The sequence below is a fragment of the Prevotella lacticifex genome, assembly GCF_019973375.1.
Lineage (GTDB): Bacteria > Bacteroidota > Bacteroidia > Bacteroidales > Bacteroidaceae > Prevotella > Prevotella lacticifex.
In genome coordinates this window covers 173,677-197,149 of sequence record NZ_BPTV01000003.1, presented here as the reverse complement: position 1 = coordinate 197,149, position 23,473 = coordinate 173,677, and the positions used below count along the sequence as shown (strand labels likewise).

Below are 23,473 nucleotides of genomic sequence, written 5' to 3'. Positions count from 1 at the left end.
ATCATTTTATGCCTTTAAGGATATTAATATCACGGGGCAATCCAATTAATATACTTTGCCATTTATATCAATATAGTTGGGCAATTCTATTAATATAATTTTTATTATTTGAGGGTTGATGATTTTGCCTTGGCTACTTTATGAAAAGAAGTCTCTTAGAATAAAATCTGCATCAGAGAAATACATGAAAAAGTTTCTATTCTCAGGTAAGTACCTATCAAAAGATGGGCACAATATAGTCCAATGTAGTCCAATATTACACTTTAAAACTGACCACTTTTGAGGGTGGTTAATAAACATTTTTGCGTAATAATCAAAAAGGCTACAATGGCCTATAAATAGTGTAGTTATCGAATAATCAAACAAAAAAAAAGAGTCAGATTTTCATCAGACTCTTCTCTTTTCTTACCATGTAAGATATTTACTTTAGTGACTCCGCTGGGATTCAAACCCGGAACCTTCTGATCCGTAGTCAGATGCTCTATTCAGTTGAGCTACGGAGCCATATTTGTTATTTCTTAATTGCGAGTGCAAAGGTACTGCCTTTTTTTGAAACCACCAAATATTTTTCGAAGAAATTTTGAAAAAAATTCTTCATGTTGTTCCTTCATGTCGTCTTTCCTGCTGATTGTCAGAGTGTAACGGCTATTTAGCCGATAATCTTAAATCTTGCGAATTTCAGCAGGAGTTGCTTCCTTCCTAAGTTTCTGAAGTCGACAGTAGCTTTCGTGTTTTCGCCTTTTCCTTCGAGTTGAGTTATCGTTCCCACGCCGAAACGCTCGTGCTCGATGATACTCCCTACTTTCAGTTCGCCCGATTTTGTCTCTACCTTATAGAATGTCTGCACTGGTTTCTCCGGTTTTCGTGGGTGTGTGACCTTCAGTTTCGGGTCGGCCATGAATCTGTCGGCTACGGGCTGCGAGTTCTGGTATCGGTTGTCGAGACGCGGTCCTGTCTCCCACGAGCGCCTCTTGCGGTCCCATGGCATGCGGCCTCCGTAGCCTGCAATGCCTTTGTCGGTTGTCGTATCGTTGTCGGTTCCGTCCTGGCAGTTTATCAGATTTTTGTCGATATCAGCGATAAAACGGCTCGGCACGTCAAACTGCATGGTGCCGTAGCGGAATCTGTTCTGCGCGTTGGTGAGGATGCAGTGGCGCTCAGCACGCGTGATGGCTACGTAGAGAAGGCGTCGCTCCTCCTCCAGTCCGCTGCTTGAGTTGATAGCCATGGGACTCGGGAAGATGTTCTCCTCGAGCCCGACGACGAAGACGGTCGGAAATTCCAATCCCTTGGCCGCATGGATGGTCATCATTGTCACGGTGTCGTTGTCGTCGTCGCTGTCCTGGTCGGTGAGCAGTGACACGTCGGCCAGGTAGTCGCTGATGAATATCTCGTCTTCCCTGCCCTCTTCGCGGTTCTGGTCAACGAAGGCCTGCATGCCCGAGAGCAGTTCCTCGAGGTTTTCCTGCCGGGATATATGCTCTGCGTCGCGCGACGAATAGAGGTCGGCCGATATGCCGCTAATCTTTACGATGTCCTTACCGAGAGCGTAAATGTCGGTATTTTTAGTTTTTGCAAGGAATCCTTCTATCAGTGTGGCAAAGCCGTCGAGTTTTGTCAGCGTCCCTTTGTTGACGTTGAGACCGTAGAATCCAGGGCGTCGGATGACCTGCCACATCGATGTTTCTCCGTTTTCGGCGGCCACCGTGATTTTCTGTATTGTTGTATTGCCGATGCCACGTGCCGGGTAATTGATTATTCGCAGCAGGGCCTGGTCGTCGTCGGGATTGGCCACAACACGCAGATAGGCGATGATGTCCTTTATCTCCTTGCGCTGGTAGAACGACAGTCCGCCGTAGATTTTGTAAGGTATGCCGTCTTTTCGGAATTCCTCCTCGAAGGATCGGCTCTGGGCGTTGGTCCGGTAGAGAATGGCGAAGTCGCTGTACTGTCCGTTCTCGGCTTTCTTTATTTTCCTTATCTCTTTGGCTACGATAGCTGCTTCCTCTTTGTCGCTGTAGGCTGGCCGGTAGACTATTTTGTCGCCCTCGGCCTCATCGCTGTACACATCTTTCTTTATCTGCCGCTGGTTGTGTTTCATCAGCGAGTTGGCGGCCTCAACGATGCGCTGAGTGCTGCGGTAGTTGCGTTCGAGTTTGAAGAGTTTGGCACCGGGAAATTTCTTCTGGAAGTCGAGGATGTTGTCGATATTCGCCCCGCGGAAAGAATATATGCTCTGATAATCGTCGCCGACGACGCACACGCGGTTGTACTGTGTCGACAGCTGCGATATTATGGCCTGCTGGGCGATGTTTGTGTCCTGATACTCGTCGACGAGAATATAGCTGTAGTGCTGAGCGTATTTCTGTCTGATATCTTCGTGGTCGCGGAAGAGAACATAGGTATTGAGGAGCAGGTCGTCGAAGTCCATAGCGTTCGACTGTCGCAGATGTGCCTCGTACGACCTGTATATCGATGCTACTGCCGGCATACGAGCCTCCTGATCGCGCTCTATAGCCGCCGCGTCGTTGGCGTAGTCGTCGGCGGTGATAAGGTGGTTCTTGGCCATGGAGATAAGGTTATGGACAGTCGCCGGCTTGTATTTCTTGTCGTCGAGACCCATGCCTTTGATAATATTCTTTATCAGTGTGCGGCTGTCGGTCTCGTCGTAGATGGTGTAGTTGGCGTTATAGCCTATGCTGGCCGACTCTATGCGCAGTATTCGTGAGAAGATGGAGTGGAAGGTTCCCATGTTCAGCTGTCGTGCCACATCAGTGCCGACGATACCCCCTATTCGTTCCTTCATCTCCCGTGCTGCCTTGTTAGTGAAGGTCAGGGCAAGTACCGACCACGGTTTCATACCCCTCTGGAGCAGGTATGCAATCTTGTATGTTAGTACACGCGTCTTTCCCGACCCTGCGCCGGCAATGACCAGTTGTGCGCCGTCACAGTATTCTACCGCGGCTCGCTGACTGTTGTTCAATTCGTTAAGGAGATCTCTCATGTTTAGAGTCAAATGTGTTTATGCGATACAAATGTAGGGACTGTAGGGCGCTGGTTTGTAGGCTTTGACCGTGTTTCAGCCATTGCTGACCGCCTTGCTGCGGCTGTATAGCCGGAGGTTTATCGTGGAAATGCCGGCATGTATGTCATCTGATGCAGTATCCAGCGTTGCCGTTTGCGCATGTAGGGGCCAGGGTTCTTCGAGCTGAAATGGCGCGGATTTGGCAGTGTCGCGGCTATCAGGGCACAATCGGCCCGTGTGAGCTCGCTCGCCGTACAGTTGAAGTGCTGTTCGGCTACGGCCTCGACACCATAAATTCCGTCGCCCATCTCGATGGAGTTGAGATAGACTTCCATGATGCGCTGTTTGCTCCAGAAGAGTTCAATGAGGAACGTGAAATAAGCCTCGAACCCCTTTCTCACCCACGACCGTCCTGGCCATAGAAAGACGTTCTTAGCTGTCTGCTGCGATATGGTGCTACCGCCACGTATGCGCCGGCCACGGACATTCTCTTTGGCTGCGCGCTCTATGGCGCCGTAGTCGAAACCATGATGCTTTAGGAAGTTCTGGTCCTCACTCGACATCACGGCCACGGGCATTGACGCGGGCATGTCGTCGAGCGATACCCATGAGTGGTGGAGCTTGACGCTCTCGCCGTCGGAAATCTGCTCGAAACAGCGGATGAACATCAGCGGTGTGGCCACGACAGGAATGAACCTATAGGCTATCACCGCCAATATCGATGATGCGAAGAGGAGGACAAACGTCCACTTTACTATCTTCAGAAATTTCTTCATACCTTGGCTGATGGTACCGGAACGTTTATGCTCCGGTACCTGGTTGTGTGCCGGTATCGGGGTCTTTTAACTCCGATACCTTATTTTGAGCCAGAACCGGAGCCATTAAGCTTCGGCTCATTGTTGTGTTCCTATTGTCACCTCATTGTCGCTTATGCGGCTGTGGAGCCGGTGTGGACGGCATGGGGCGAGCGTTGGAACGCTGTGTCTTATTCTCCAGCCTGCTTCTTGGCCTGGTTGATCATTGCCTCAGAAGCATAGATGTAAATCTCGACGCGGCGGTTGGCCTCATCGTTGATTGTGTTCTCGTGACCGGCAACAGGATCAGTGCTGCCCTTGCCCTCAACGGTCTTGAACTGTCCGTTGCTGACACCATGCTGCTTGAGGAAGTCGACGACGGACTGAGCTCGCTTCAGCGACAGCGGATTGTTGATGGCATCGGTACCGGTCTTGTCGGTGTGGCCATAGACGTTGATGCTGCAATCTGAGTTTTTCTTCAGAACGTTGGCAAAGTTGGCAAGGTCGGTCTTCGATGTTGCGCTCAGCGACGAAGAGTTCAGTCCGAAGAGGATTCCCGAGTTGAACGACACCTTGACCATCTTCAGGCCGTTGGCATCGGTAACCTCCTCAACCTTAGCGTTCTGCACCTGAGCGGCTGTTTCCTGAGCCACCTTGTCCATGTGGTGACCGATGATGGCACCAGTGCCTGAGCCCACGGCAGCACCGATGGCGGCACCAATGGCCGTAGCTTTCGAGTCCTTACCGATGATATTGCCGATGATGCCACCGACGACGGCACCTACACCGGCACCTCCGGCACTAAAGGTTCCCTGCTTTGTGGCGCAGCTTGTGAGTGCTAACAGACACATGCCTGCTGTTATCGTCTTTAGATGTTTCATAGTAATTAATTTTTTGTTATGTCAATCTATTTTTGTGCAAAGATAAAATAAAAAAGTCAATCGCAATACTTTTACCAACATTATTTTGTACTTTTGCAGTATAATTAAATAATAAAGTAGAATAAATAATGGCAAAAGAACTAAAACAGCTTACTAAGAGAGCTGAGAACTACTCTCAGTGGTACAACGACCTGGTGATGAAAGCCGACTTGGCGGAGACAGCCCCTGTGCGCGGATGTATGATTATTAAGCCTTACGGCTATGCGATATGGGAGAAGATGCAGTCGGTTCTCGATGCCGACTTCAAGCGTCTGGGAGTCAAGAACGCTTATTTCCCTCTGCTCATCCCGAAGAGCTTCTTTGCCCGTGAGGCCGAGCACGTAAAGGGATTCGCCAAGGAGAGTGCCGTTGTCACCCATTACCGTCTGAAGACCAGCGACGACGGCAAGGACATCATCGTCGACCCCGAGGCTAAACTCGACGAGGAACTCATCATCCGTCCTACGTCGGAAACAATGATATGGCACACCTATAAGAACTGGATCCACTCTTACCGCGACCTGCCGCTGCTCTGCAATCAGTGGTGCAACGTCATGCGATGGGAGATGCGCACACGTCCGTTCCTGCGCACATCAGAATTCCTCTGGCAGGAGGGCCACACCGCTCATGCCACTGCTCAGGAGGCTGAGGAAATGGCAAAGAAGATGCTGCATGTGTATGCCGATTTCGTCGAGAACTGGCTTGCCGTTCCGGTTATCAGAGGTGTGAAGAGTCCTACTGAGCGCTTCGCCGGAGCACTGAACACCTACACTATTGAGGCCATGATGCAGGATGGTAAGGCCCTCCAGAGCGGCACAAGCCACTTCCTTGGTCAGAACTTCGCCAAGAGCTTTGATGTCACGTTCCTCAATAAGGAGAACAAGCCGGAGTACGTATGGGCTACCTCGTGGGGCGTATCCACACGACTGATGGGTGCTCTCATCATGACCCACTCCGACGACAACGGTCTCGTCCTTCCTCCGCGTCTGGCTCCGCTGCAGGTCGTTATCGTACCTATATATAAGAAAGCCGAGCAGCTCGATGCCATCACCGAGAAGGTTAAACCTGTCATTGAGGAACTGAAGGCCAAGGGCATCAGCGTGAAGTACGACGATGACGATACCAAGCGCCCTGGATTCAAGTTTGCCGACTACGAGCTGAAGGGTGTTCCAGTGCGTCTTGTCATCGGAGCCCGCGACCTTGAGGCCGGTACCGTAGAGGTTATGCGCCGCGACACTCTTGAGAAGGAGTCAGTTCCGTTCGATGGTATTGCAGCGCGCGTGGAGAATCTCCTCGACGACATACAGAAGAATGTCTTCGAGAAAGCCCGCAAATTCCGCGAGGAGCACACCTACGAGTGCGACAACTACGATGAATTCAAGAAGCGCATCAACGACGGTGGCTTCTTCCTCTGTCCGTGGGACGGCACTGCCGAGACCGAGGCGAAGATCAAGGAGGACACGCAGGCTACCATCCGTTGCATTCCTTTGGATGTCGACCAGACCAATGTCACCGGCACCGATATGGTCAGCGGAAAGCCGGCGAAGTACAAGGTCATCATAGCAAGAGCTTATTGATAAACTTAAAATAATAATTATCTAACTGAAATTTTATGAAGAGAACACTATTAACGCTTGTGCTGTTGGTCATGGTAATGACTGTCGGCGCTCAGTCGGTGAAGGTGGACTATCACAAAGGTGATGTCCGGATGTACAAAACGAACGTCAGTCTCTCCATGGGCATACCGATGCAGGGCGAGCAAAAGTGCGGACTCACCGCGGCTACAACCTACGCCGTCGATGAGGCTGGAGCCGACGGCTATATCGTTGAGCTGAAAACTGACGATTATTCGACTACCGGCAACGCCGATCTCTTAAGCATGGTTGGCGGACAGTTCTTTGAGACTCTGAAGAGTACCCCCGCTAAACTCAAGCTCGACAAGAAAGGTGCCATCACCGGGCTTGCCAACGAGGATGCATTCATAGCCGCTATTTCATCGACAGTGGTTGAGGGCATCAACAAGATGTATGCTGATAGGCCCGGATTGGAGTCGCAGATGCCAAAGGCAAAGCTTCTCATGGCCGCCAACAGTCAGCTGACTCCGGAGTTCGTCCTCAACTTCTTCAAGAATTTCACAGTGTTCTCGCTCAACGGCAGGGATCTGGCCAATGTCAAGAATGCCGACGAGACCATTTATGATTTCTTTAAGGTTAAGAGCTCATACGATGTCAGTTCGGCCAACGGCACTACCACCATCACGCGTACAGCAGTGAGCAATATGACCGACGACGACCTGAAGGCTATTCTGAAAAAGCAGATGTCGCAAGCAGGACAGGAGGTCGACGATACTCAGTTGGAGCAGATTTGGGGGCAGCTAAAGGCTATGGGCATGACATCATGCACCATCGACATGAATGATGTGTCGAACTTTGGCAATGGCGGCTGGCAGTCGTCGGCCAACACAAAGGCTACCATCAAGGCCGTTGGCGCCACCATTAAGGTCAACGCCGCTACGTCGCTTGCGCAGTAGAGCATATCGGTGCGGCTGATGCTTAGTTCGGCATCACCACGACGCTATACATTATTATATATATAAGCCCAGTCACCATCATCCGTGGCTGGGCTTACTTGTTGGTAACCCCGTTGACGGTGGTGGTCGTTATCACTTGCTCGTTATTTGCTGATTTCATCACTATTTAATAAAAATCACATCTCTTTCTGATTGTCAGCATATTATGATTTGTCTATGATGATTTCGAGTGACGCATTGACAGTTTCAAGCGATGGTCCCCCTCATTCAACGAAGAATCCATTCTACGGATAATCAACGGTTAAAGAAACAATCATAAATTAAGACCAAAACCAATAAAACCCTGTTGTCAGCGCCAAGGGCTTTCGCCCTTTGCCATTAGGGCTTTGAGGGCTTGTGAGAGGCTGGGCCTCTCACCGCCCCCAAAGCCCTAATGGCAGATCCTCCTCCGTCGGATCTTGGTGCTGACGCAAAGGAAAACCTTCAAAACCGGCTAACGCGACAGAAATTCGGTCTTACGACCGAATCTCTCCATTTTTTTTCTGACGGTTTTAATCCCGCATATCGGCTCCTGAAAAGGGATCACGTTGTCAATGGAGTTTTATTTTGTTTTTTGTCGGAAGAGAATTCCTATCCCCTCCCTCGTACTTATGAATATCAATCGCATCAGCCGTGCTCTATAATTTTTGGGTGACGCATTGACGAAGACAAGTGTCCTAATGAATCGCTGTTTAGGTTGATTCTTATTTTTCGCTGCAAAGTTACAAAATATTTATCCCGAATCCAAATTTTAGCAGGGTAGAAAGGGAGGTAGAAAGAGGGGTAGATCCAGACAATTTTGAAGATTCTGCCCCTTCCTTTGATGTTTTAGTCTATTTCCACTGAATCATCATGCGATTTGCCGATACATAGGAGGATGATGATGGCTAAGGCTGGTGTGGTAAATAAGGCAACTAAAAGCCACATGACTTGACTGCGGTTTCGAACTCTTGCCATATATGCGACCAAAACATATAAGCCGATCCAGAATCCGAGTGCAAATAAGCCGGCTGCGATTGCGAGAATAGCAGATAGCGAAGAGCTATTACTACTCGGTAATGTAGTTGCTGAATCGCTCTGAGACTCTTGATTATAGCCTTTAAGTTTAAATTTTATTTTGAACTTATGTGGCGATATCTGGCTGTCTTGAGATTTATAATAAGAGTATGACCTGTCGTATTCGTAAGCGGGTATGTCAATTTGCTTGGTCATACCCGGGTCTATATCTGTCTCCTTGGTAAATGTCTCATAGTCAAGGGGCTTCCCTGCCATGTTTAAGTATGTAATCTGAAAGGTTACATTATGAACGACCTCATTGGTGTTGTTTTTGATAGCGAGGGTCCCTTCCGAGTCTACCCAACTCTGTTCATAAGATTCCATCGTAATGGCATTGGCACTGTCCTTGCCTAAAGCAAAACAAGCACATGCTATTAACAACATCACTAATGTAGAAGTAAATCGTTTAGTATTCATGTCAAGTTATTTTATTGGTAGTTGAGTATTACGCTGCAAATTTAATGATTTTATTTGAAATTGCGAAGTAGTGAAATAAAAATATTTGCCAACCTATCAATGGCATTGTAAAGAAGTCCTCCTGACTTCGTCAATGTGTCACCCTGAATCGAGAATAAGTTTATTGGAAAATAGTCATGTACAGGCTTCGACCCCGAAAGGGGTGAGCTCCTCATGGAGCGTAAGCCTGTACATGATTTTCGCTTCCTTTATCATCTGGAGATGGCAAAGCAATATGAGCCGGGACAAAGACATTGACTGTCTGCGGGGCTGTTAAGGATGGATATCATTCCATAATTCGTAATTGCGTCACCATCAATTGCTGAAATAAGCTTATAACTAATTGATAATCAATGATGACACTTCATCCAACCAAAGATGTGATGAAGTTAGGAAATTTTTCTCTTGCAAAGCCTCAAAGAACTCAAAGCCAGGAAATGGCATCTTTTTCGACAAAAACCGGAAAAAACCTTGCCGTGATGCAAGGGCTGGCCCTATGTTTCTTCCCGTTGCCGACTTGCTCCGAAGCAAGCTTCGGCAAGTCGGCAACGGGAAGAAACAGCCTTCGTTCCTCAGGCTTGCATCACGGCAAAAAACCGGAAAAACAGCTGACGCCCGATTTTTTACTCAGTCAACGCAAAGCCCCGACGGGGCTTAATTCTCAATAACCCCAGACTAAGGGAGCGCAGCGACCGCAGTCTGGGGTAGAATGAAGACGCGAGAAATCCACGACCAGCCTCGGAGAGGTTGAATAGCGGAACGCGCAGAAACGTGTGCGCACTCCGTGCTATTGTGCGTCTTCGAGGCACAGAATGTATGGCTGTCGCATCTTTGATCCCCGGACTGCGCTCGTTATCACTCGCTTAGTCCGGGGTTATTGACGATTCAGCCCCGTCGGGGCTGGTAGCGGCTATGTATAATTCTTTCGTTGCAATATGATGTGGACACGCCCAACATCTATTGGATTGGCGTGCCACCCTGCCGCCATTGAACTGCATTGTGAGGTTGCATGGTGCGGATAGGCAGGGTTAGGGGCCGTCCGAAAACAAAAAAAATCAAGATTCGGTCTTACGACCGACCGGACGGCCATAAAGGCCGCCTCTGCAAGTGGATCGCGTTAACAACATATTGGTTATCAATGTGTTGCACACATCCTCCGTAGGGGTGGGGTTTATCCGAAGCTGCTGGAAATACATTTGTTAACAAAAACTGTAAGCAAGCATTTGTCTTTGACCCCATAAAAAGGGGTAAATTAAAGAAAATACGACTTCTTTTCGCATCGCAGTCAGCTAAAAGTTACAAATTGAAAGATTTTTGCTATACCCCTCTGTTTTTAGGGTACTTTTTCAGCAGCCTCGGTTTATCCCCGTCCTCGCAGCTGCGGGGTGTATATTTGGGATTCCACACATATTGAATGTTTATCCCCGTCCTCGCAGCTGCATTGTGTCTATTTGGGATTTCACACATATTGAATGTTTTTCCTCGCAGCTGTGTAATATATGTTTTGCATCTCGTCCGCTGTTGGTAGGACGGGGATAAACCCCGCCCCTATGGTGGCAGAGTGCTGCAAGTGTCTTAGTATCAGTGGTTTTGCCGGTTTTGCTTGATTCGTTGGCACGATGCCAAGCCACGGCGACGGCATAGCTTCTCTCTGACAATATGTAAATATAATTCAAACGACGAAAGCTTTTGCCTTGTCTGTGTAACCCGTTGAATAACAACTGATTAATAAAAGGTATCATTTGGACTTGCGATATGGCCCATTTCGCAGCCTCAAACGGTCCGTTTTGCGATGCGAAATGGACCGTTTCGGAACGCCAAACGATAGGTTTGGGATTGATGTAAAGAATTTTCGCGTTTGATGAACGCACGAAGTCGGGTTTTGCCTACGGCTATCTTCCTGCTGTAAGGAGAATCACTATGCCGCTGATTCCGATGTAGGTGTAGACGATATACTTGAAGATGCCGTTGGAGAGATGGTCGAACAGCCGTCCGCCGAGAGTTGTGCCGATGGCCACACCGCCGATGCCATAGAGATAGTCGATGCCGACGGTAGGTGTCATGAAGCCATTGTAGGTGCGGACGAGGGCCATAATGATGTTGCCGCTGAGCATATAGATTTGCGCCATGGCCATATAGCGATTCTTGTCGTTGGTCGTGGAGATGAAATAGAGTACGGCGGGAGGTCCCTGCATATTGAAGAAACCGCCCATGAGTCCGCTGAGCACGCCGGTGCCTATCTGTGTTGGCAGTGTCGGCCGCAGCCGTATCCGCTTGTTGAAGAAACAGAAGTAAAGACTGAAAAATATGAGTACGACACCGAGGATATGCCTCAGTACGACATCATCGATTTTGTGCAGGCAGAAGATTGATGCCGTCGATACAACTACGAAGGCGCAGAGGATTGGCACGACGCTCTGCCAGTGGACATAGCGGCGCATGCGTATGGCAATGTATATGGAGTTGCTCATGGCCAACAAGCCCGTCAGCGTGGTGGCTTCGGCATACGACGGCATGAGGAACGGTAGCATCGTCATGATGAAGATACCGAAACCGAAACCCGTTGTGCGCTGGATGAAGCTGGCAATGATGCAGAGCACGAAGATGGAAGCGAATAGAGTCATTTATATTGGTGCCTTAACAATGATTTCTGTCGGTGCAAAGGTACAAAGATTTTCTGTATTCACCTGACTCTTACCCTGTTATTATCTATACCCCTTTCTACCCCTCTTTCTATACCCCTTTCTACCCTATGAAAGTTTGGATTCGGCAAAATTATTTTGTAAAATTGGATAAAATCGCAAACCTTTTGTAAATAAAGGCAGTTTGAGGGATTGAGGAAAAATCAGGTTACGAATAAGAGACCGTTCTCAATTCCGCATTCTGCTTTGATTTGCTTGTCAATGTAATCGTGCTATGCACGCTTTGCTAGTCAAAGAACTCCCGACTCTGAACCACCAGCCTGTTTAATGGCTCATTGTCGGGGACAAAGGTACACAGAATATAGGAGATTACAAAACTTTTGAGGGATTTTTCACTCTTCTTTCTTTAGTCTCATGATTTTGTGTTACCTTTGCACACATATTCTATAATAGAGATTATCCTATGGCAAAGATAATAGTTCAGAATACAGAGATAACAGTCTTGTCGCAAAATGACAAAGACTACATATCACTTACAGACATGGCTAATGGCAAGCAAAGCGAAAGTCGTGCTGCCGACATCATCAAGAATTGGATTCGCACAAGATACACCATTGAGTTTCTTGGTACTTGGGAGATGATACACAATCCCAATTTTAAAGTGGTCGAATTTGACCACTTTAGAATGCAGGCAGGTTTGCCAAGTTTCGTTATGAGTGTAAGCGAGTGGATTGAGAAAACCAATGCCATCGGTATCATTGTTAAAAAAGGGCGTTATGGAGGTACATACGCTTTTAAGGATATTGCTTTTGAATTTGGCACTGCCATTAGTGTAACTTTCAAACTTTACTTGATTGATGAGTTCCAAAGGCTGAAAGAGGAAGAGCAGAAGCAACTTGGGTGGACTGCAAAAAGAGAACTATCCAAGATAAACTACCATATTCATACTGATGCTATCAAGAGCCATCTTATACCTGAAGAAATAACCGCTGCTCAAGCCAGTATCATCTATGCAGAAGAGGCCGATGTGCTAAATGTGGCTATGTTTGGAATGACAGCCAAACAATGGCGCGAAGCTAATCCCGATTTGAAAGGCAATATCCGTGACTATGCCACCATCAATGAATTGATATGCCTGTCGAATATGGAGAATATCAATGCCGTGCTCATCAATGAAGGTATTCCACAGGGCGAAAGGCTTGTGAAACTCAATCAGATTGCTATTCAGCAAATGCAAGTGTTAGAAGGAAATAATAATAGGGGACTATTGAAATAGTAAGATGAGTACAGGAAATGAGAAGGCATATTTCGGCAACTATACACTTGAAAAGATTTATGATTTAGTAGGGAGGAATGATTACACTTCAACTATCACTTTCCGTCCTAATTCCCAGTCTGAAAAGTTATACGGCAACACATTGACAATAGTATTCCTTTATACCCAACAAGAACGTGAGGAACTAGAGGATAACATCAAAAAAGGTATTGTAGGAAGGCACGGATATGTAAAAGCTAAGTACCTCCTTTATGATTTGCCTGATACCAAAATAAAAGAACTTGAGAAGGTTGGCGTTAATTCCAATGACATTACAGATATTGAGTGGCTACCATATACAGAGCCAAGAAATACATATGGGAGTAAAGAGAAACGACATATTGACACATTAACGATAGAATCCAAGCCTTCCTGTTATGAAAATGATATATTGTGGATGTATGGTGCTCTCAAAACGTATAAAGAGAAAGGTATCGGCTTGTGCCCAGAAGAACAGGATAACTATTTGGCATATAAACTAATCTTAGAGCCAACCAAACTGACAGAAGAAGAAAACGCTGTTATCTATGATGCGAATGGTAAAATGAATGAAGATATCGCTTATGAGTATTTGGGATATAAATGCGTAACACTAAACATTTCAAAAGAGGAGATAATTGAGCTAATGAGGATATGCCAGAATCGTTATACAAAGCGTATGGCTATCTTGGACGAAAGACTGCAAGAAATTGGTAGCAGCATAAAGAAACTTAAAGAGTCTGAACCAGACAAAGCAGATTTCTTAATTAACGCCGTTCGTAGATTCCATGAGAAAAGATATAATACTTATGGCAAGTTTCCTTTGTATCTTAACTTAGAAGGTTTCTTACATATCTATTTGCGTCATGTTGAAGATTTACAAATTGGTAGTCAATATGCTCACAAAGACAAGTTTCAATTGTATGAAAAAGATATAGAGGCTGTTATTTCGCGTGTCCTCCATGGTATAAATACCGACTATCAAGTATATAAATCAGACCATCCAACTCAAAGATATGGAAAATATGGAAAAGATAGTTATTATCTTTTAGGTGACTACTACACTATTCAAGTAAATGAGGATGGAAGTATCGGAACCTTTTACAAAAATCGTACCATCTCTAACAAATAAATAAAATCCCCACCAACCCACCCTCCCTTTCGGGCATTGTTCAGGATAACAAGTTATCCAGCTTTTTAATCTACTTGCCTGCTTCGTATATAGCGAAAACAAGGCAAAACAGACCAAAGAGCCCAGGATTTGTAGCAGATATTACTGCTACGTATGCCATATATACAGCAACCATTGACATCCCGAACTCAATGGCCTACTCCAAAGCTTTAATAAACTTCTTCATAAGATGTTTTGATTTAAATTTATAGTCTAAACCACTCTTATATTGAGTAGCCATCATCTTATTGGCGGCTTCCTACTCTCCCACATTTCATTGCAGTACCATCGGCGTAAGCGGGCTTAACTTCTCTGTTCGGAATGGGAAGAGGTGTGACACCGCCACAATAACCACCAATATTTTATTTGCGCTATAGTCTCGGACTGTAATCAAGTTTGAAATGCTCGCAGAATGCGATAGCCTCTTGGTTTCCGCATAAAGCAGCAAGAATAGCATACCGTTCAGATTTTGCGTCATTATGAAAATACACAGCCTGCATCTTGCTTATAGAATACAGCCATATCCCAATGCGTTCATCTTTTATTCTCCCTGCACAAAGGTCTTCGGCGTTTACTCCTAAATACCTCATACGATATTGGGTTGCTATATCAAATGCTTCTACGCTATTCTCGTATGCATTACCTTCTAAATAATTGACTGCTTTCTGATTGTAATAGTAAGACAATGTGTTAGCATCTTCTCGACTTGTTCGCTCCACAGCGTCAATGCTTATCAAACGAATTGCTTTCGCAAACCATGTGTCTGCATCATAATGACTTTTAAGCCCCATATAGGATATTCCCATAAAATAGCAAACGTCTGGCTCATGTGAGGGGGTAGTTTCCTTGTAAGTTCCCATCCACTGCTGACAATACATGAGGGCTTTGTTGTATTCCTTTGAATAGCAATAGCACAGTGCCAAATTGAACACATCCCTTTCTTCCATAGCATCCTGGCTTTCGATTCTTTTCAATGAAGCTATGGCAGCGTTATATTCCCCGTTTTCAATATGGGATTCTATTTGGCTTCTGATTCCTGCCAACTGGGAATTGGGTAATATGGAACTATCTATTATCAGTCTGTTTCCTTGCAAAGTAACTTTGCCAAGTTTCTGTATGGCTGATAAGCCTAACAGTAGTGGTACATTCTGCCCCTCGATAACTACTGCATCAACGTTCTTTAGGTGTAACCCAGAAATCTCAATGTCCTTTAGAACGATAGCCATGTTGTCGACAATATGGCCGCTTGCTGTTTGGCTCCTACCGTATCCTTTTATATCTGAATCGGATAACTTTCCTTGGCGATAGAGCAGTTCTGCCAGTTGCATAGATATTGTAACCGTTGAGGCTCCTGTATCGAAGACAAGAGAACGCTTGACACCATTGATTGAGCATGGAATTGTATAAACGCCATTCTGTTTCGTAAGCAAAATTACCTTTTGCCCGAAACAGAATGTACATATTAACGCAACAAGTAGAGTAAGTGAGAATCTTTTAGTAATCATCTTCTCTTTGATATAGATAGTATTGGAGCTTGGGCTTTTCATCTCCAAATGTTCCGTAGAACAAATAGACTATATCCAATACTACTGAATTAGCTTTCCATCTCATACCGCACACCGACGGGGTTCCTGACATATCATCCAAGCTGAAACTGTTGTTTCCATACTTCGCCCTCAGACTTGAATACCATGATAGCAATTCATTGGCATTAAACACACATGCACCACTTGCGTCAGCTGGATATGTCTTAGTCAGCTGGATGGCATAGACTTTACCATTGCTCTCAACAACAATCATATCATCCATTCTGTTGTTAAAAATGGAAAGATACCGACTTTCTCTTACGCGATATACGTTCTTGCCTTTAGAAGTATGGCTGAATGACAAGATGTCGCTATACTTGCTGATGGGCGCACCAATAGTTATTCCCTTGAAACTTGGGTCACGTTCGAGATCGGCCACTGACTGCGAGTAGGTTCCAACAGACAGTAAGGAAACGAGAAGTGTAAATAGTAGGCTGTCAAAAATTTAAGCCGTTTTTCGTTTCTTACTTTTGAGGTCCAACATTCTCCTTACTTGCCAATTGTCAAGCAGAGTCATTTCTTTCCAATCCTTTATATCAGCCATTCTCACGCATTCCATTTTCTCCTTGAAGTCAATCTTTCTTCTCTTTTTGCTGTCCGTAACTTTTCCGTACAGAGGCAAGGCCAGAACTATGGGCGTTATCCCACAGTGTTTGTTTTTCGGCTGTATGCTTTTATAAACGCCGAAAGTTGATTCTATGATATCCGACGTGATGTTGTGGCATTCGTCCTTTGATTTAAGAAGGGCGCACTCTTCATTTATGTAACGCCTTATGGCACGACCGACTCTTTTGCATCCTTCTGCTATTTCGTCCTTCCGCAACAGATTGATCCAGATGTAATCCTTGCAGTACTTTGCAGAGGTATGCGAAAGACCTTCTTTCTTTACTTTCGTGAATACAACGTCAACTGTTTCCATTACATGGTAGAGCTCTGTAACTAGCTCCTTATAGTCAAGCACAAACGTATAGGCAGCCTTCTGGCTTTCGCCAAGATCGTCATAGACTTGGAGTATGGCCCAAGCCCATTCCACCCACTTTGACATATTCATGAACCTCGATATGGTCCGTAACTTTGGCGGGAGCAGATATGCGTTAGCGGTAAGCTGATATGACAATCTCTTCTTGTTCATTATATCCATAAATTCCTTGAAATCAGTTCTTTCCTTGTATTCGTCCTCAAGAATAAGACCAATCGTGTGACTGATGTCTCGATGGCGCGGGACATCAGCTAACTCTGCTCCCTTCCTGAGATTATGCCCGTTGTCGCTGACAATATATTTTGGAGTCTTTCCGATTTTGTCCTTCAGTTTTATTATCTCCCTTTCTACGTCTCCGGCTTTCCATGATGACGATACAGCCATTGCCAGCACCTCGACATCCCCATGCTTCAATGTCTTGCCCTCGTGCTGTGCTGGAGCTGCGAGAATAACCAGCAACTTCTGACTTCCGACGGTGATACTCTCGTCTATAATGATAGAGTATTCCGTCCCTCTGAACTTATTACATGAGTCAAGATACTCTACGATACCAGCCTTGAGCAGCCAATTCTCAATTGTCTGGTGTGATGGTATTACACCGAGGGCACCGCCGAGAAAGTCATTGAATAACTCCAATCCGTTGACGATTGAACGAAATCCGCATCCCATGCGGATGTACATGCACACGGCCAAAGCTATCACTTCCGCCCAGAATGAGTGTCCTTTAACTGGCGTGAAAGCAAGTCGAACAATTCCTCCGTCGTGTTCAGACTCAAACGACGTTTTTTTTTGAGCTCTGTATCCTTGGCCTTGCTCTCCTTCTTCAACTCCTTGTACTTGTCTTTCCATTTTTTACTACTCTTGTCTTTAGCCATAATTGAAGCTTCTAATTTTTTAATCTTAGCCGATGCTGCCTTTTCCTTCTCGTTCTTCTTAGCGAGTAATGCTTCCAGTCTCTTTATTTTTGCACTTTCTTTTGTCATAATATTTTACTTTACATTGTTATATTTTCTATGTAAAGGTACTAATATTCAATGACTTATGCAAATTATTAAAGTTAATATATACTATGGAATATGTTTATATAAGTTAAGAATAAATCCTTGTAAATCAAAAGCAATTATGAGTATAAAAACTGACTAAATTTTTGACAGCCTATGTAAATAGAATCTTTTTCATTGCTCCGTTATTTATTAATCAAAAACGCTCTTCTTTATAGTCTCTTGATATGGAATCTCTTTGATTTTGTTCGTTCTTACATTATAGCATTTAGAACTGCTGTCAATATAGTATTCCTCAAATATTCTGTTCCTTGTTTCAGTATAACTTCCAATTCCTAACCCTAAAGGGTCTATTGGACGACTGATGCTAGAAGTGTATTTCTCATAAATCAATATGACAGAAGAACCATCTATAGGGACAACTCTGTCTGGAGCTCCTAATTCGTTTATTATTTGAGACCTTGTATATCCTCTATACCTCCTATTATAATCATCCTGTGCAGATTCGTACCTGTACTTTGTAACAGTTTCGTAAGTATAGCAAGATACCAAAGAAGTTGTCATGCTCAAAAGAGCCAAAGCAATAAAAATTTGGCGCAGGGGGATTTTTCCGTGGATGCCCCCTGCACTCGCCTAACCAAATATCGTGAAACAGCGGAACATGAAGAAGGGAAGGTCACTGACCCCATGCACCTGAGCACGCAGTCCCTTAATCTTTGAGTTGAGCGACTCGGCTGGCGCATTCGTTGACCTGTTGTTGAAGAAGTTTAGCACATACTCCTCTTTGGCCTTGATGGTGTCACGTACTGATATGATTTCCCGAATGCGGGTTCTTCCGACATTCTTGTACCACTTATGGAGCGCTTTCTTTGCACTCTTCCTGTCCTTTTTCTTGCTGAAGATGTTGCGCAGGGCGCAGAGCAGACCGTATGCAGCCTTCATCTTTGGCTCAATCTCAAAGAGCAGGCGCATTTCCTCCTTCTGGAAGTCAGTCCAGTCATTGTGGTTTTTCGTCAGCGGGTATCTTACGTGCGTCAGCAAGTCGGCTTTGGTCTCTCCATTGCTGAGTTTCTTCGGCTCAAACTTTTCATTCTTCCGCTTGCGCGGCCTGCCGAGGCGTTTGCCGTTCTTGCTCTTCTTGACCTCATGGGTCTCGGCGTACCTGTCCCTTGCCTTGGCCCGCTTCTCTTGCTGCTTTCTGAACTCCCGCTCCTCTCTCTTGACCTCGGTCGTGTTGGTGCGCTTGAGCTTCATGCGCATCGCATCAAGTCCCCTGGTCGTATAAAGCTGGATGACATGGAAATGGTCTATAACTATCTCTGCCTGTGGGAAGGACTTCTTGACAATGCCCATCATGCTGTCGGAGAAGTCCATCGACACCTCCTTGACTTTATTTCGGCTCTCTTCTTGTATCTCGTCAAAATGCTTCGTCACGTCAGCAACGGTCGTGCCCTTGACTGCAGCTATGAGTGTTCCCTTCTTGCAGTGTCCGTCCCTGTTGGAGAGGAACGTGATCAGGTCATGGTGAAGCATCGTCTCGTCTATGCACAGTCGCTCGCCCATGTTCTTCTCTTGAAGCACCCACTCACCGGCATGCTCCTTCTGGTCCCAGTCCGTAAAGCCACTCAGATGCTCCTTGTAGGCACGCCCGAGGTACTTCCCGTCAGTCCGGAAGAAGCGCCCCACGCATTGGGCCGTCACTGGGAAGGCATCCAACCATTTTTTTTAAGAAATCCGCAAACTCTACAGAGTAGCAGGTTCCCTCTGCCACAAGAGGCAGGGTTTCAAGGACGACGTTGTGACCGTCTCCGTCCAACCAACGACGGCGACGGACATGCAGCAGAACTTTATGCTCGCGTTGTGGGAAGTCATTGAACAAGCGAGGCTCCGTGAAACCGTTGGGCTGAAGGTCATGCCAGACCTTGTCACGCAGGTCGCGCTCGTCAAGGTAGATGTGAAGAATACGGATGACGGTGCCTGTTTCGTCCTTCTCGTTAGTAACTTCTTCGTCGATCTTAGTGATCTCGAAGTAATCAAGGATGCCATCGGGCAGCATGTAACGGACTAATGTTGAGTAGTCGAATGTCGATAGTTTCTTTGCCATGCTGCAAAGGTAACATAGTTTCCCGACATCAGCAACGCTGTTTCACTATATTTTAGTTAGGCGAGTGCAGGGACATCCACGGAAAAATCCCCCTGCGCCAAAAATTTTCCTTTTCATACACTCAATATTTAGAAGTTAATACTATTTTCTTTAAACGAAAACCAGCACCTACTTCTTTTTAAGAGGAAAGCGCAGACCTCGTCCATACCTCTGTCAGGCCTTCCACAGCCTCAATACACTTATGGGGAAGTCTGCGCATATAGCGCACACTTCATCAGTGTATTGATTGTTGCCCTTTACCTTGCGTGTGGAAGTTCGACAGAGGAATGAGCAATCAAAATGTAGTGTCTCATACGAAACACGATGCAAAAATACAAATTTTCTGCGAAAATAGAGTCTGATTAAAGAAAAATCGTTTATTTGGTGCGTCATTTTCGCTAATATTGACTAAAAAGGGATAGGCTTAATGCCTAATTCCCTTCTTTTGCCTCTCTTTTTCAGATAACCCAAACTGCTCCCAGAACCATTGCGCGATAGACATCTGATTGATATGCAGGAACAGATTGCGCTTCTCATCTCTTATCACTTGTGCCGAAACATTATTTGCAAGGGCATTCCGTCTGTACTCATTGGAGTGAAGCCAACCACTATAGTTGATAGTGTGACCGTGTAGAAGTTTGCCCGTCTGTTCTTCACTGAAGCCATATTGCAGACACTCACGCTCCATGTTGAGGATCCGCTTGAAACTCGGAAACCACTGGTATGCCTTATCAAGAATGCGTTTTAGGCTCGTGACTTCCTGCTGGTGCTGCTCGTTGGCTCTGTTCATTTCCCTTGTGTGGTTGTCCTTCATCTTCTGCATATCAGCGTGTAGCCTCTCTATCTGCCCGTTCAAGTCCTCCACCTCATTTCGTAGTTCCTTGTTTTCTTTTTCCAGTCGGTTCACCTTGTTACCACCAAGAAGAGAATTGATTCCGTTGAGTGCTGCGGTGGCTGTCTTGGTGGCAGAGTTCTTCAGTTCCTCCTTCTTTGCCTCTGCCTTAATATGGGCAAGTTCCTGTTTGGCTTGGGCTGCTTCGTCGATTACCTTCTTTGCCTGTTTAGCCTCGTCTATGGTACGCTGTGCCTCGTCCGCCTTTGCTAACAACTGAGTGATGTTCGCCTGTAAGTCCTCACCCTGTGCAATCAGGCTGCGGTAATAGTCATGGGTGGAAATATGCTGGGCTTCCGAGCCTTTGATGCCTCGTTGCAGTCCGTATGCCGCCATCTGTTCAGCGTATGTGTCCTGATAGCGTATCAGATTGACTCGACTCATGACTTCATCGGCACACAAGCGAGGTGCAGGGGCTTTCGTCCCATATCTCTTTTTGAAGGTCTGCTCCTTCTTCTGCTTCTTACGTTCTCCCATGACGATGGGGACGATGGTGGCATGAAGATGAGGTGTTTCCTCGTCCATGTGAAGCACTACCGACACAACATTGCCTTTTCCGTAGGTCTTGCAGAGCCAGTCAACGTTATCTTGACACCACTCGTCAAGTCTGCCGCTCTTCTCTATCTGCTCCATGTCGGCATGGGTGCCAGTCAGTACGATGCGGATAGCCTGTACCTGGTTCTTGCCTATCTTGCGTGTAAGCCCTGCCGTATTGAGGCGGTGCTGTATGGCTTCCGTCCTGTTACGGACTCCTTCGGGGAACTGGATAAGTTCTCGGTTTAGGTGCGTCCGTTTCGGGTTGGCATTCTTCGGTTGGATGGTGCGCTCGATGTGTGCCGACATTCCGCTGTCTACGCCCTTTGCTTTCTCTAAGTGTAATACTGCGTATCCCATTGGCTATACTTTTTTAGTTTGTTCGTTTACGATGTTCATATTCGTTTCTCGTTCCTGTTCATATTCGGCTTGTGCCGACATTCTTGGCAGGGAGTCCAGAGGGGTGCAGCCCCTCGGCCTATTGGGGATTTTTAGCGTTGTGGTAACAATGCGGCTCGAAAAATCCCCTAATAGGCTACGGTATTTTCCGCTTGTGGGAAATATCCGTACCTGCGTCAGCATGATTCCATCGCAGTATGCTTCCAAAATGTTGCAACATTGCAACGGACGGATGGACTGAAGGAGGGATAGAAGTAGTGTGTTAGAACGCGCCACCGTTCCAACACACCAACTATCCTCCTGAATGTCTGTCCTAAGTCCTCTCTACCGTTCTCGGTGCTAATTCCCTTTTCCTTTAGTAGCAGTCAGTATCACCTCAAAGGGCTTGTGGTCTCGGCTGATACGCTCTGTCAATTCTTTGCGGACAGCCCTTGCCTGATAGGAGTTAAAGCGGAAAGCAAGTAACAGAACGACCTCCATATTATATACGGTAAGGTATAGGTTGCGTTGTTGCTTGATTGTTCGCTCTGCCTCGTAAGGCTTTGCCAGTTCTTCTTTGTAGAGGGCTTGAATGGTGTTTCTTAACTTGGGGATGAACACTCCGAAAAGGTCGACCAGTTCGGACTCACTCATCCAAATCTCTCCACTCGGTATAGTCAGTTCTCTGTACTCACTATACTCAGTCCACTCAATGATGTTTCTCTGTTCCATATGCTTATACAGTTTTGATGTTACTGAATGATGCGTTTAACTTATTGGCCAACATCGTCAGGTCGTTATCCAACTTCTTCGTAGTTATCTTTGCGTAAATCTGGGTGGTCACAATGTTTGTGTGCCCCAATACCCGGCTAACGCTTTCAATGGGCATGCCATTGGTTAAAGCCATCGTAGCAAACCCGTGCCTTGCACAGTGAGCGGAGATAGGCTTGTCTATACCGCATTCCTTCATCACCGTCTTCAGTTTCTTGCAGACACTCCAATAGTTGACCTCACCGAATACTGACTTCGGATTCTCCTTGAGAAAGGTGCGATAACGCTCGATGATTTGCAAGGGAACATCTAATAGTTTCACTTGATAGGGGACGTCTGTCTTGTGGCGCTTGCCTACTATCCATTTGTCACCTTCAATCTCCACGATGTTGTCCGTAGTCAGTTCCTTCAAGTCCACAAAAGAGAGTGCCGTGAAGTTCATGAAAACGAAAAGGTCACGGATAAAGGCGAGGTTGGCATCTTCAAACTCATGCGTCATCACCGTCCTAAGTTCCTCTTCTGTCAGGTATGTGCGTTCCTTACATTTGGGGCTGATATGAAACTGGGCGAAGACATTGCGCTGTATCTTGCCGTTGTCGTGGGCACGTCCTACAACTCCTTTCAGGTGCATACACGACAGCCAGATAGTAGAACTTGCAAGTCCTCGGTCATTGCTGAGGTACACGGCAAACTCCTTGATGAAGTCGGGTGTCAGTTCCTGCATGGATATGTCGCTGCGTCTGTGGCACATCTGCAAGAAGTTCGCGACATAGTTCCTTGACCTCAACTGCAACTTGTATGTTCCCATTGCCCTGTCCTTGCCGACACGACGTTTGAGATTGGCTAAGTCCTTGTCGAATGCTCCCAACAGGGTTTCGTATTCGCTGCCAAATCCCTGATAAGCATTGCGTACCATCTCGGCAGTAACAAAGGACACCCTGTCAGACAAGTGCTGATAGTGCTTGATGATTTGAGCCTTTATATTATCAAGGTCGCGGTTCAAGTCAAGTGCCTCCCTGCTTCTGCCCTTGGCACAGTTGCCTTTCACGTCCCACATCGTCAGCGGGATGCTCCGCTTGCAACTGAACTGGCTCTGTGTACCGTTGATGGTGATTCGTCCCATCACTGGTACTATGCCGTTCTTGACCTTACCCTTGTTCACGTAGAACAATACCGAAAATGTGCTTCTATTCATTCTTCTTAATCGTTTTAAAATTCGGGCTGCAAAAGTAATACCTTTCTGGGAGAAAACCACTACGCAA

The 23,473-nt window shown here is 46.2% G+C and carries 20 protein-coding genes, 1 tRNA gene and 1 rRNA gene; 5 read left to right on the top strand and 17 right to left on the bottom strand.

Going from position 1 to position 23,473, the window contains the following annotated elements:
• Window positions 1-430: 430 nt before the first annotated feature.
• The 4 genes from LDN30_RS14610 to LDN30_RS14595 all read right to left on the bottom strand — a co-directional run bounded on the left by LDN30_RS14610 (window position 431) and on the right by LDN30_RS14595 (window position 4,700).
• A tRNA-Arg gene (locus LDN30_RS14610) sits at window positions 431-504 on the bottom strand.
• Window positions 505-649: 145 nt separating this feature from the next.
• Entirely contained in the window at window positions 650-3,004 is a 2,355-nt protein-coding gene (locus LDN30_RS14605) for an ATP-dependent helicase (protein ID WP_223930043.1), read from the bottom strand.
• 119 nt (window positions 3,005-3,123) lie between these two features.
• Window positions 3,124-3,801 (bottom strand): monofunctional biosynthetic peptidoglycan transglycosylase, encoded by a 678-nt coding sequence (gene mtgA, locus LDN30_RS14600; protein ID WP_223930041.1) that lies wholly within the window; start codon window positions 3,799-3,801, stop codon window positions 3,124-3,126.
• Between the two features lie 209 nt (window positions 3,802-4,010).
• The gene (locus LDN30_RS14595; RefSeq protein ID WP_223928286.1) at window positions 4,011-4,700 is read right to left on the bottom strand and encodes a YiaD family glycine zipper/OmpA-like lipoprotein; all 690 of its coding nucleotides are present in this window, start codon (window positions 4,698-4,700) and stop codon (window positions 4,011-4,013) included.
• Between the two features lie 128 nt (window positions 4,701-4,828).
• Between LDN30_RS14595 and proS the strand changes: the two genes are divergently transcribed.
• Together proS and LDN30_RS14585 are read left to right on the top strand one after the other, a co-directional pair.
• A complete protein-coding gene (gene proS / locus LDN30_RS14590) occupies window positions 4,829-6,316 on the top strand; it encodes a proline--tRNA ligase (protein ID WP_223928285.1) in 1,488 nt (495 codons plus the stop codon).
• Between the two features lie 35 nt (window positions 6,317-6,351).
• Window positions 6,352-7,269, top strand: a complete 918-nt coding sequence (locus tag LDN30_RS14585; protein ID WP_223928284.1) for a hypothetical protein — start codon at window positions 6,352-6,354, stop codon at window positions 7,267-7,269.
• Window positions 7,270-8,136: 867 nt separating this feature from the next.
• Here the strand turns inward: LDN30_RS14585 and LDN30_RS14580 are convergent.
• The gene (locus tag LDN30_RS14580; protein WP_223928283.1) at window positions 8,137-8,781 is read right to left on the bottom strand and encodes a hypothetical protein; all 645 of its coding nucleotides are present in this window, start codon (window positions 8,779-8,781) and stop codon (window positions 8,137-8,139) included.
• A 392-nt stretch (window positions 8,782-9,173) separates the two neighbouring features.
• On the opposite strand from LDN30_RS14580, the gene LDN30_RS14575 reads away from it, so the two are divergent.
• Complete coding sequence (locus LDN30_RS14575) at window positions 9,174-9,488, top strand: hypothetical protein (protein ID WP_223928282.1); 315 nt, start codon at window positions 9,174-9,176, stop codon at window positions 9,486-9,488.
• A 1,224-nt stretch (window positions 9,489-10,712) separates the two neighbouring features.
• Here the strand turns inward: LDN30_RS14575 and LDN30_RS14570 are convergent.
• Complete coding sequence (locus LDN30_RS14570) at window positions 10,713-11,444, bottom strand: sulfite exporter TauE/SafE family protein (RefSeq protein WP_223928281.1); 732 nt, start codon at window positions 11,442-11,444, stop codon at window positions 10,713-10,715.
• A 481-nt stretch (window positions 11,445-11,925) separates the two neighbouring features.
• On the opposite strand from LDN30_RS14570, the gene LDN30_RS14565 reads away from it, so the two are divergent.
• Window positions 11,926-12,738, top strand: a complete 813-nt coding sequence (locus tag LDN30_RS14565) for a KilA-N domain-containing protein (protein WP_223928280.1) — start codon at window positions 11,926-11,928, stop codon at window positions 12,736-12,738.
• A gap of 4 nt (window positions 12,739-12,742) precedes the next feature.
• Window positions 12,743-13,888: a hypothetical protein gene (locus LDN30_RS14560; RefSeq protein WP_223928279.1), complete on the top strand. Its 1,146-nt coding sequence runs from the start codon at window positions 12,743-12,745 to the stop codon at window positions 13,886-13,888.
• A gap of 285 nt (window positions 13,889-14,173) precedes the next feature.
• Here LDN30_RS14560 and rrf read toward each other — a convergent pair.
• The 11 genes from rrf to LDN30_RS14505 form a co-directional block, all read right to left on the bottom strand.
• Window positions 14,174-14,286, bottom strand: a 5S ribosomal RNA gene (gene rrf / locus LDN30_RS14555).
• Between the two features lie 12 nt (window positions 14,287-14,298).
• The gene (locus LDN30_RS14550) at window positions 14,299-15,432 is read right to left on the bottom strand and encodes a retropepsin-like aspartic protease (RefSeq protein WP_223928278.1); all 1,134 of its coding nucleotides are present in this window, start codon (window positions 15,430-15,432) and stop codon (window positions 14,299-14,301) included.
• On the bottom strand, window positions 15,422-15,736 hold the full coding sequence (locus tag LDN30_RS14545; RefSeq protein WP_223928277.1) for a hypothetical protein: 315 nt from the start codon (window positions 15,734-15,736) through the stop codon (window positions 15,422-15,424). The genes LDN30_RS14550 and LDN30_RS14545 overlap by 11 nt, the downstream gene beginning before the upstream one ends.
• Window positions 15,737-15,958: 222 nt before the next feature.
• Window positions 15,959-17,161: a hypothetical protein gene (locus tag LDN30_RS14540; protein ID WP_223925382.1), complete on the bottom strand. Its 1,203-nt coding sequence runs from the start codon at window positions 17,159-17,161 to the stop codon at window positions 15,959-15,961.
• Between the two features lie 29 nt (window positions 17,162-17,190).
• Window positions 17,191-17,475 carry a hypothetical protein gene (locus tag LDN30_RS14535; protein WP_223925384.1) on the bottom strand — a complete coding sequence of 95 codons (285 nt, stop codon included), beginning with the start codon at window positions 17,473-17,475 and terminating at the stop codon, window positions 17,191-17,193.
• Window positions 17,476-17,685: 210 nt separating this feature from the next.
• Window positions 17,686-18,057 carry a hypothetical protein gene (locus LDN30_RS14530; protein ID WP_223928276.1) on the bottom strand — a complete coding sequence of 124 codons (372 nt, stop codon included), beginning with the start codon at window positions 18,055-18,057 and terminating at the stop codon, window positions 17,686-17,688.
• A gap of 69 nt (window positions 18,058-18,126) precedes the next feature.
• Complete coding sequence (locus LDN30_RS14525) at window positions 18,127-19,179, bottom strand: transposase (protein WP_223925205.1); 1,053 nt, start codon at window positions 19,177-19,179, stop codon at window positions 18,127-18,129.
• Window positions 19,157-19,597 carry an ISAon1 family transposase N-terminal region protein gene (locus tag LDN30_RS14520; RefSeq protein ID WP_223925203.1) on the bottom strand — a complete coding sequence of 147 codons (441 nt, stop codon included), beginning with the start codon at window positions 19,595-19,597 and terminating at the stop codon, window positions 19,157-19,159. Before LDN30_RS14520 ends, LDN30_RS14525 begins: the two co-directional genes overlap by 23 nt.
• A 463-nt stretch (window positions 19,598-20,060) precedes the next feature.
• Complete coding sequence (gene mobV, locus LDN30_RS14515) at window positions 20,061-21,422, bottom strand: MobV family relaxase (protein WP_223928275.1); 1,362 nt, start codon at window positions 21,420-21,422, stop codon at window positions 20,061-20,063.
• A gap of 378 nt (window positions 21,423-21,800) precedes the next feature.
• A complete protein-coding gene (locus LDN30_RS14510) occupies window positions 21,801-22,172 on the bottom strand; it encodes a hypothetical protein (RefSeq protein ID WP_223928274.1) in 372 nt (123 codons plus the stop codon).
• A 4-nt stretch (window positions 22,173-22,176) separates the two neighbouring features.
• Window positions 22,177-23,406 carry a site-specific integrase gene (locus LDN30_RS14505; RefSeq protein ID WP_223928273.1) on the bottom strand — a complete coding sequence of 410 codons (1,230 nt, stop codon included), beginning with the start codon at window positions 23,404-23,406 and terminating at the stop codon, window positions 22,177-22,179.
• Between the last annotated feature and the right edge of the window lie 67 nt (window positions 23,407-23,473).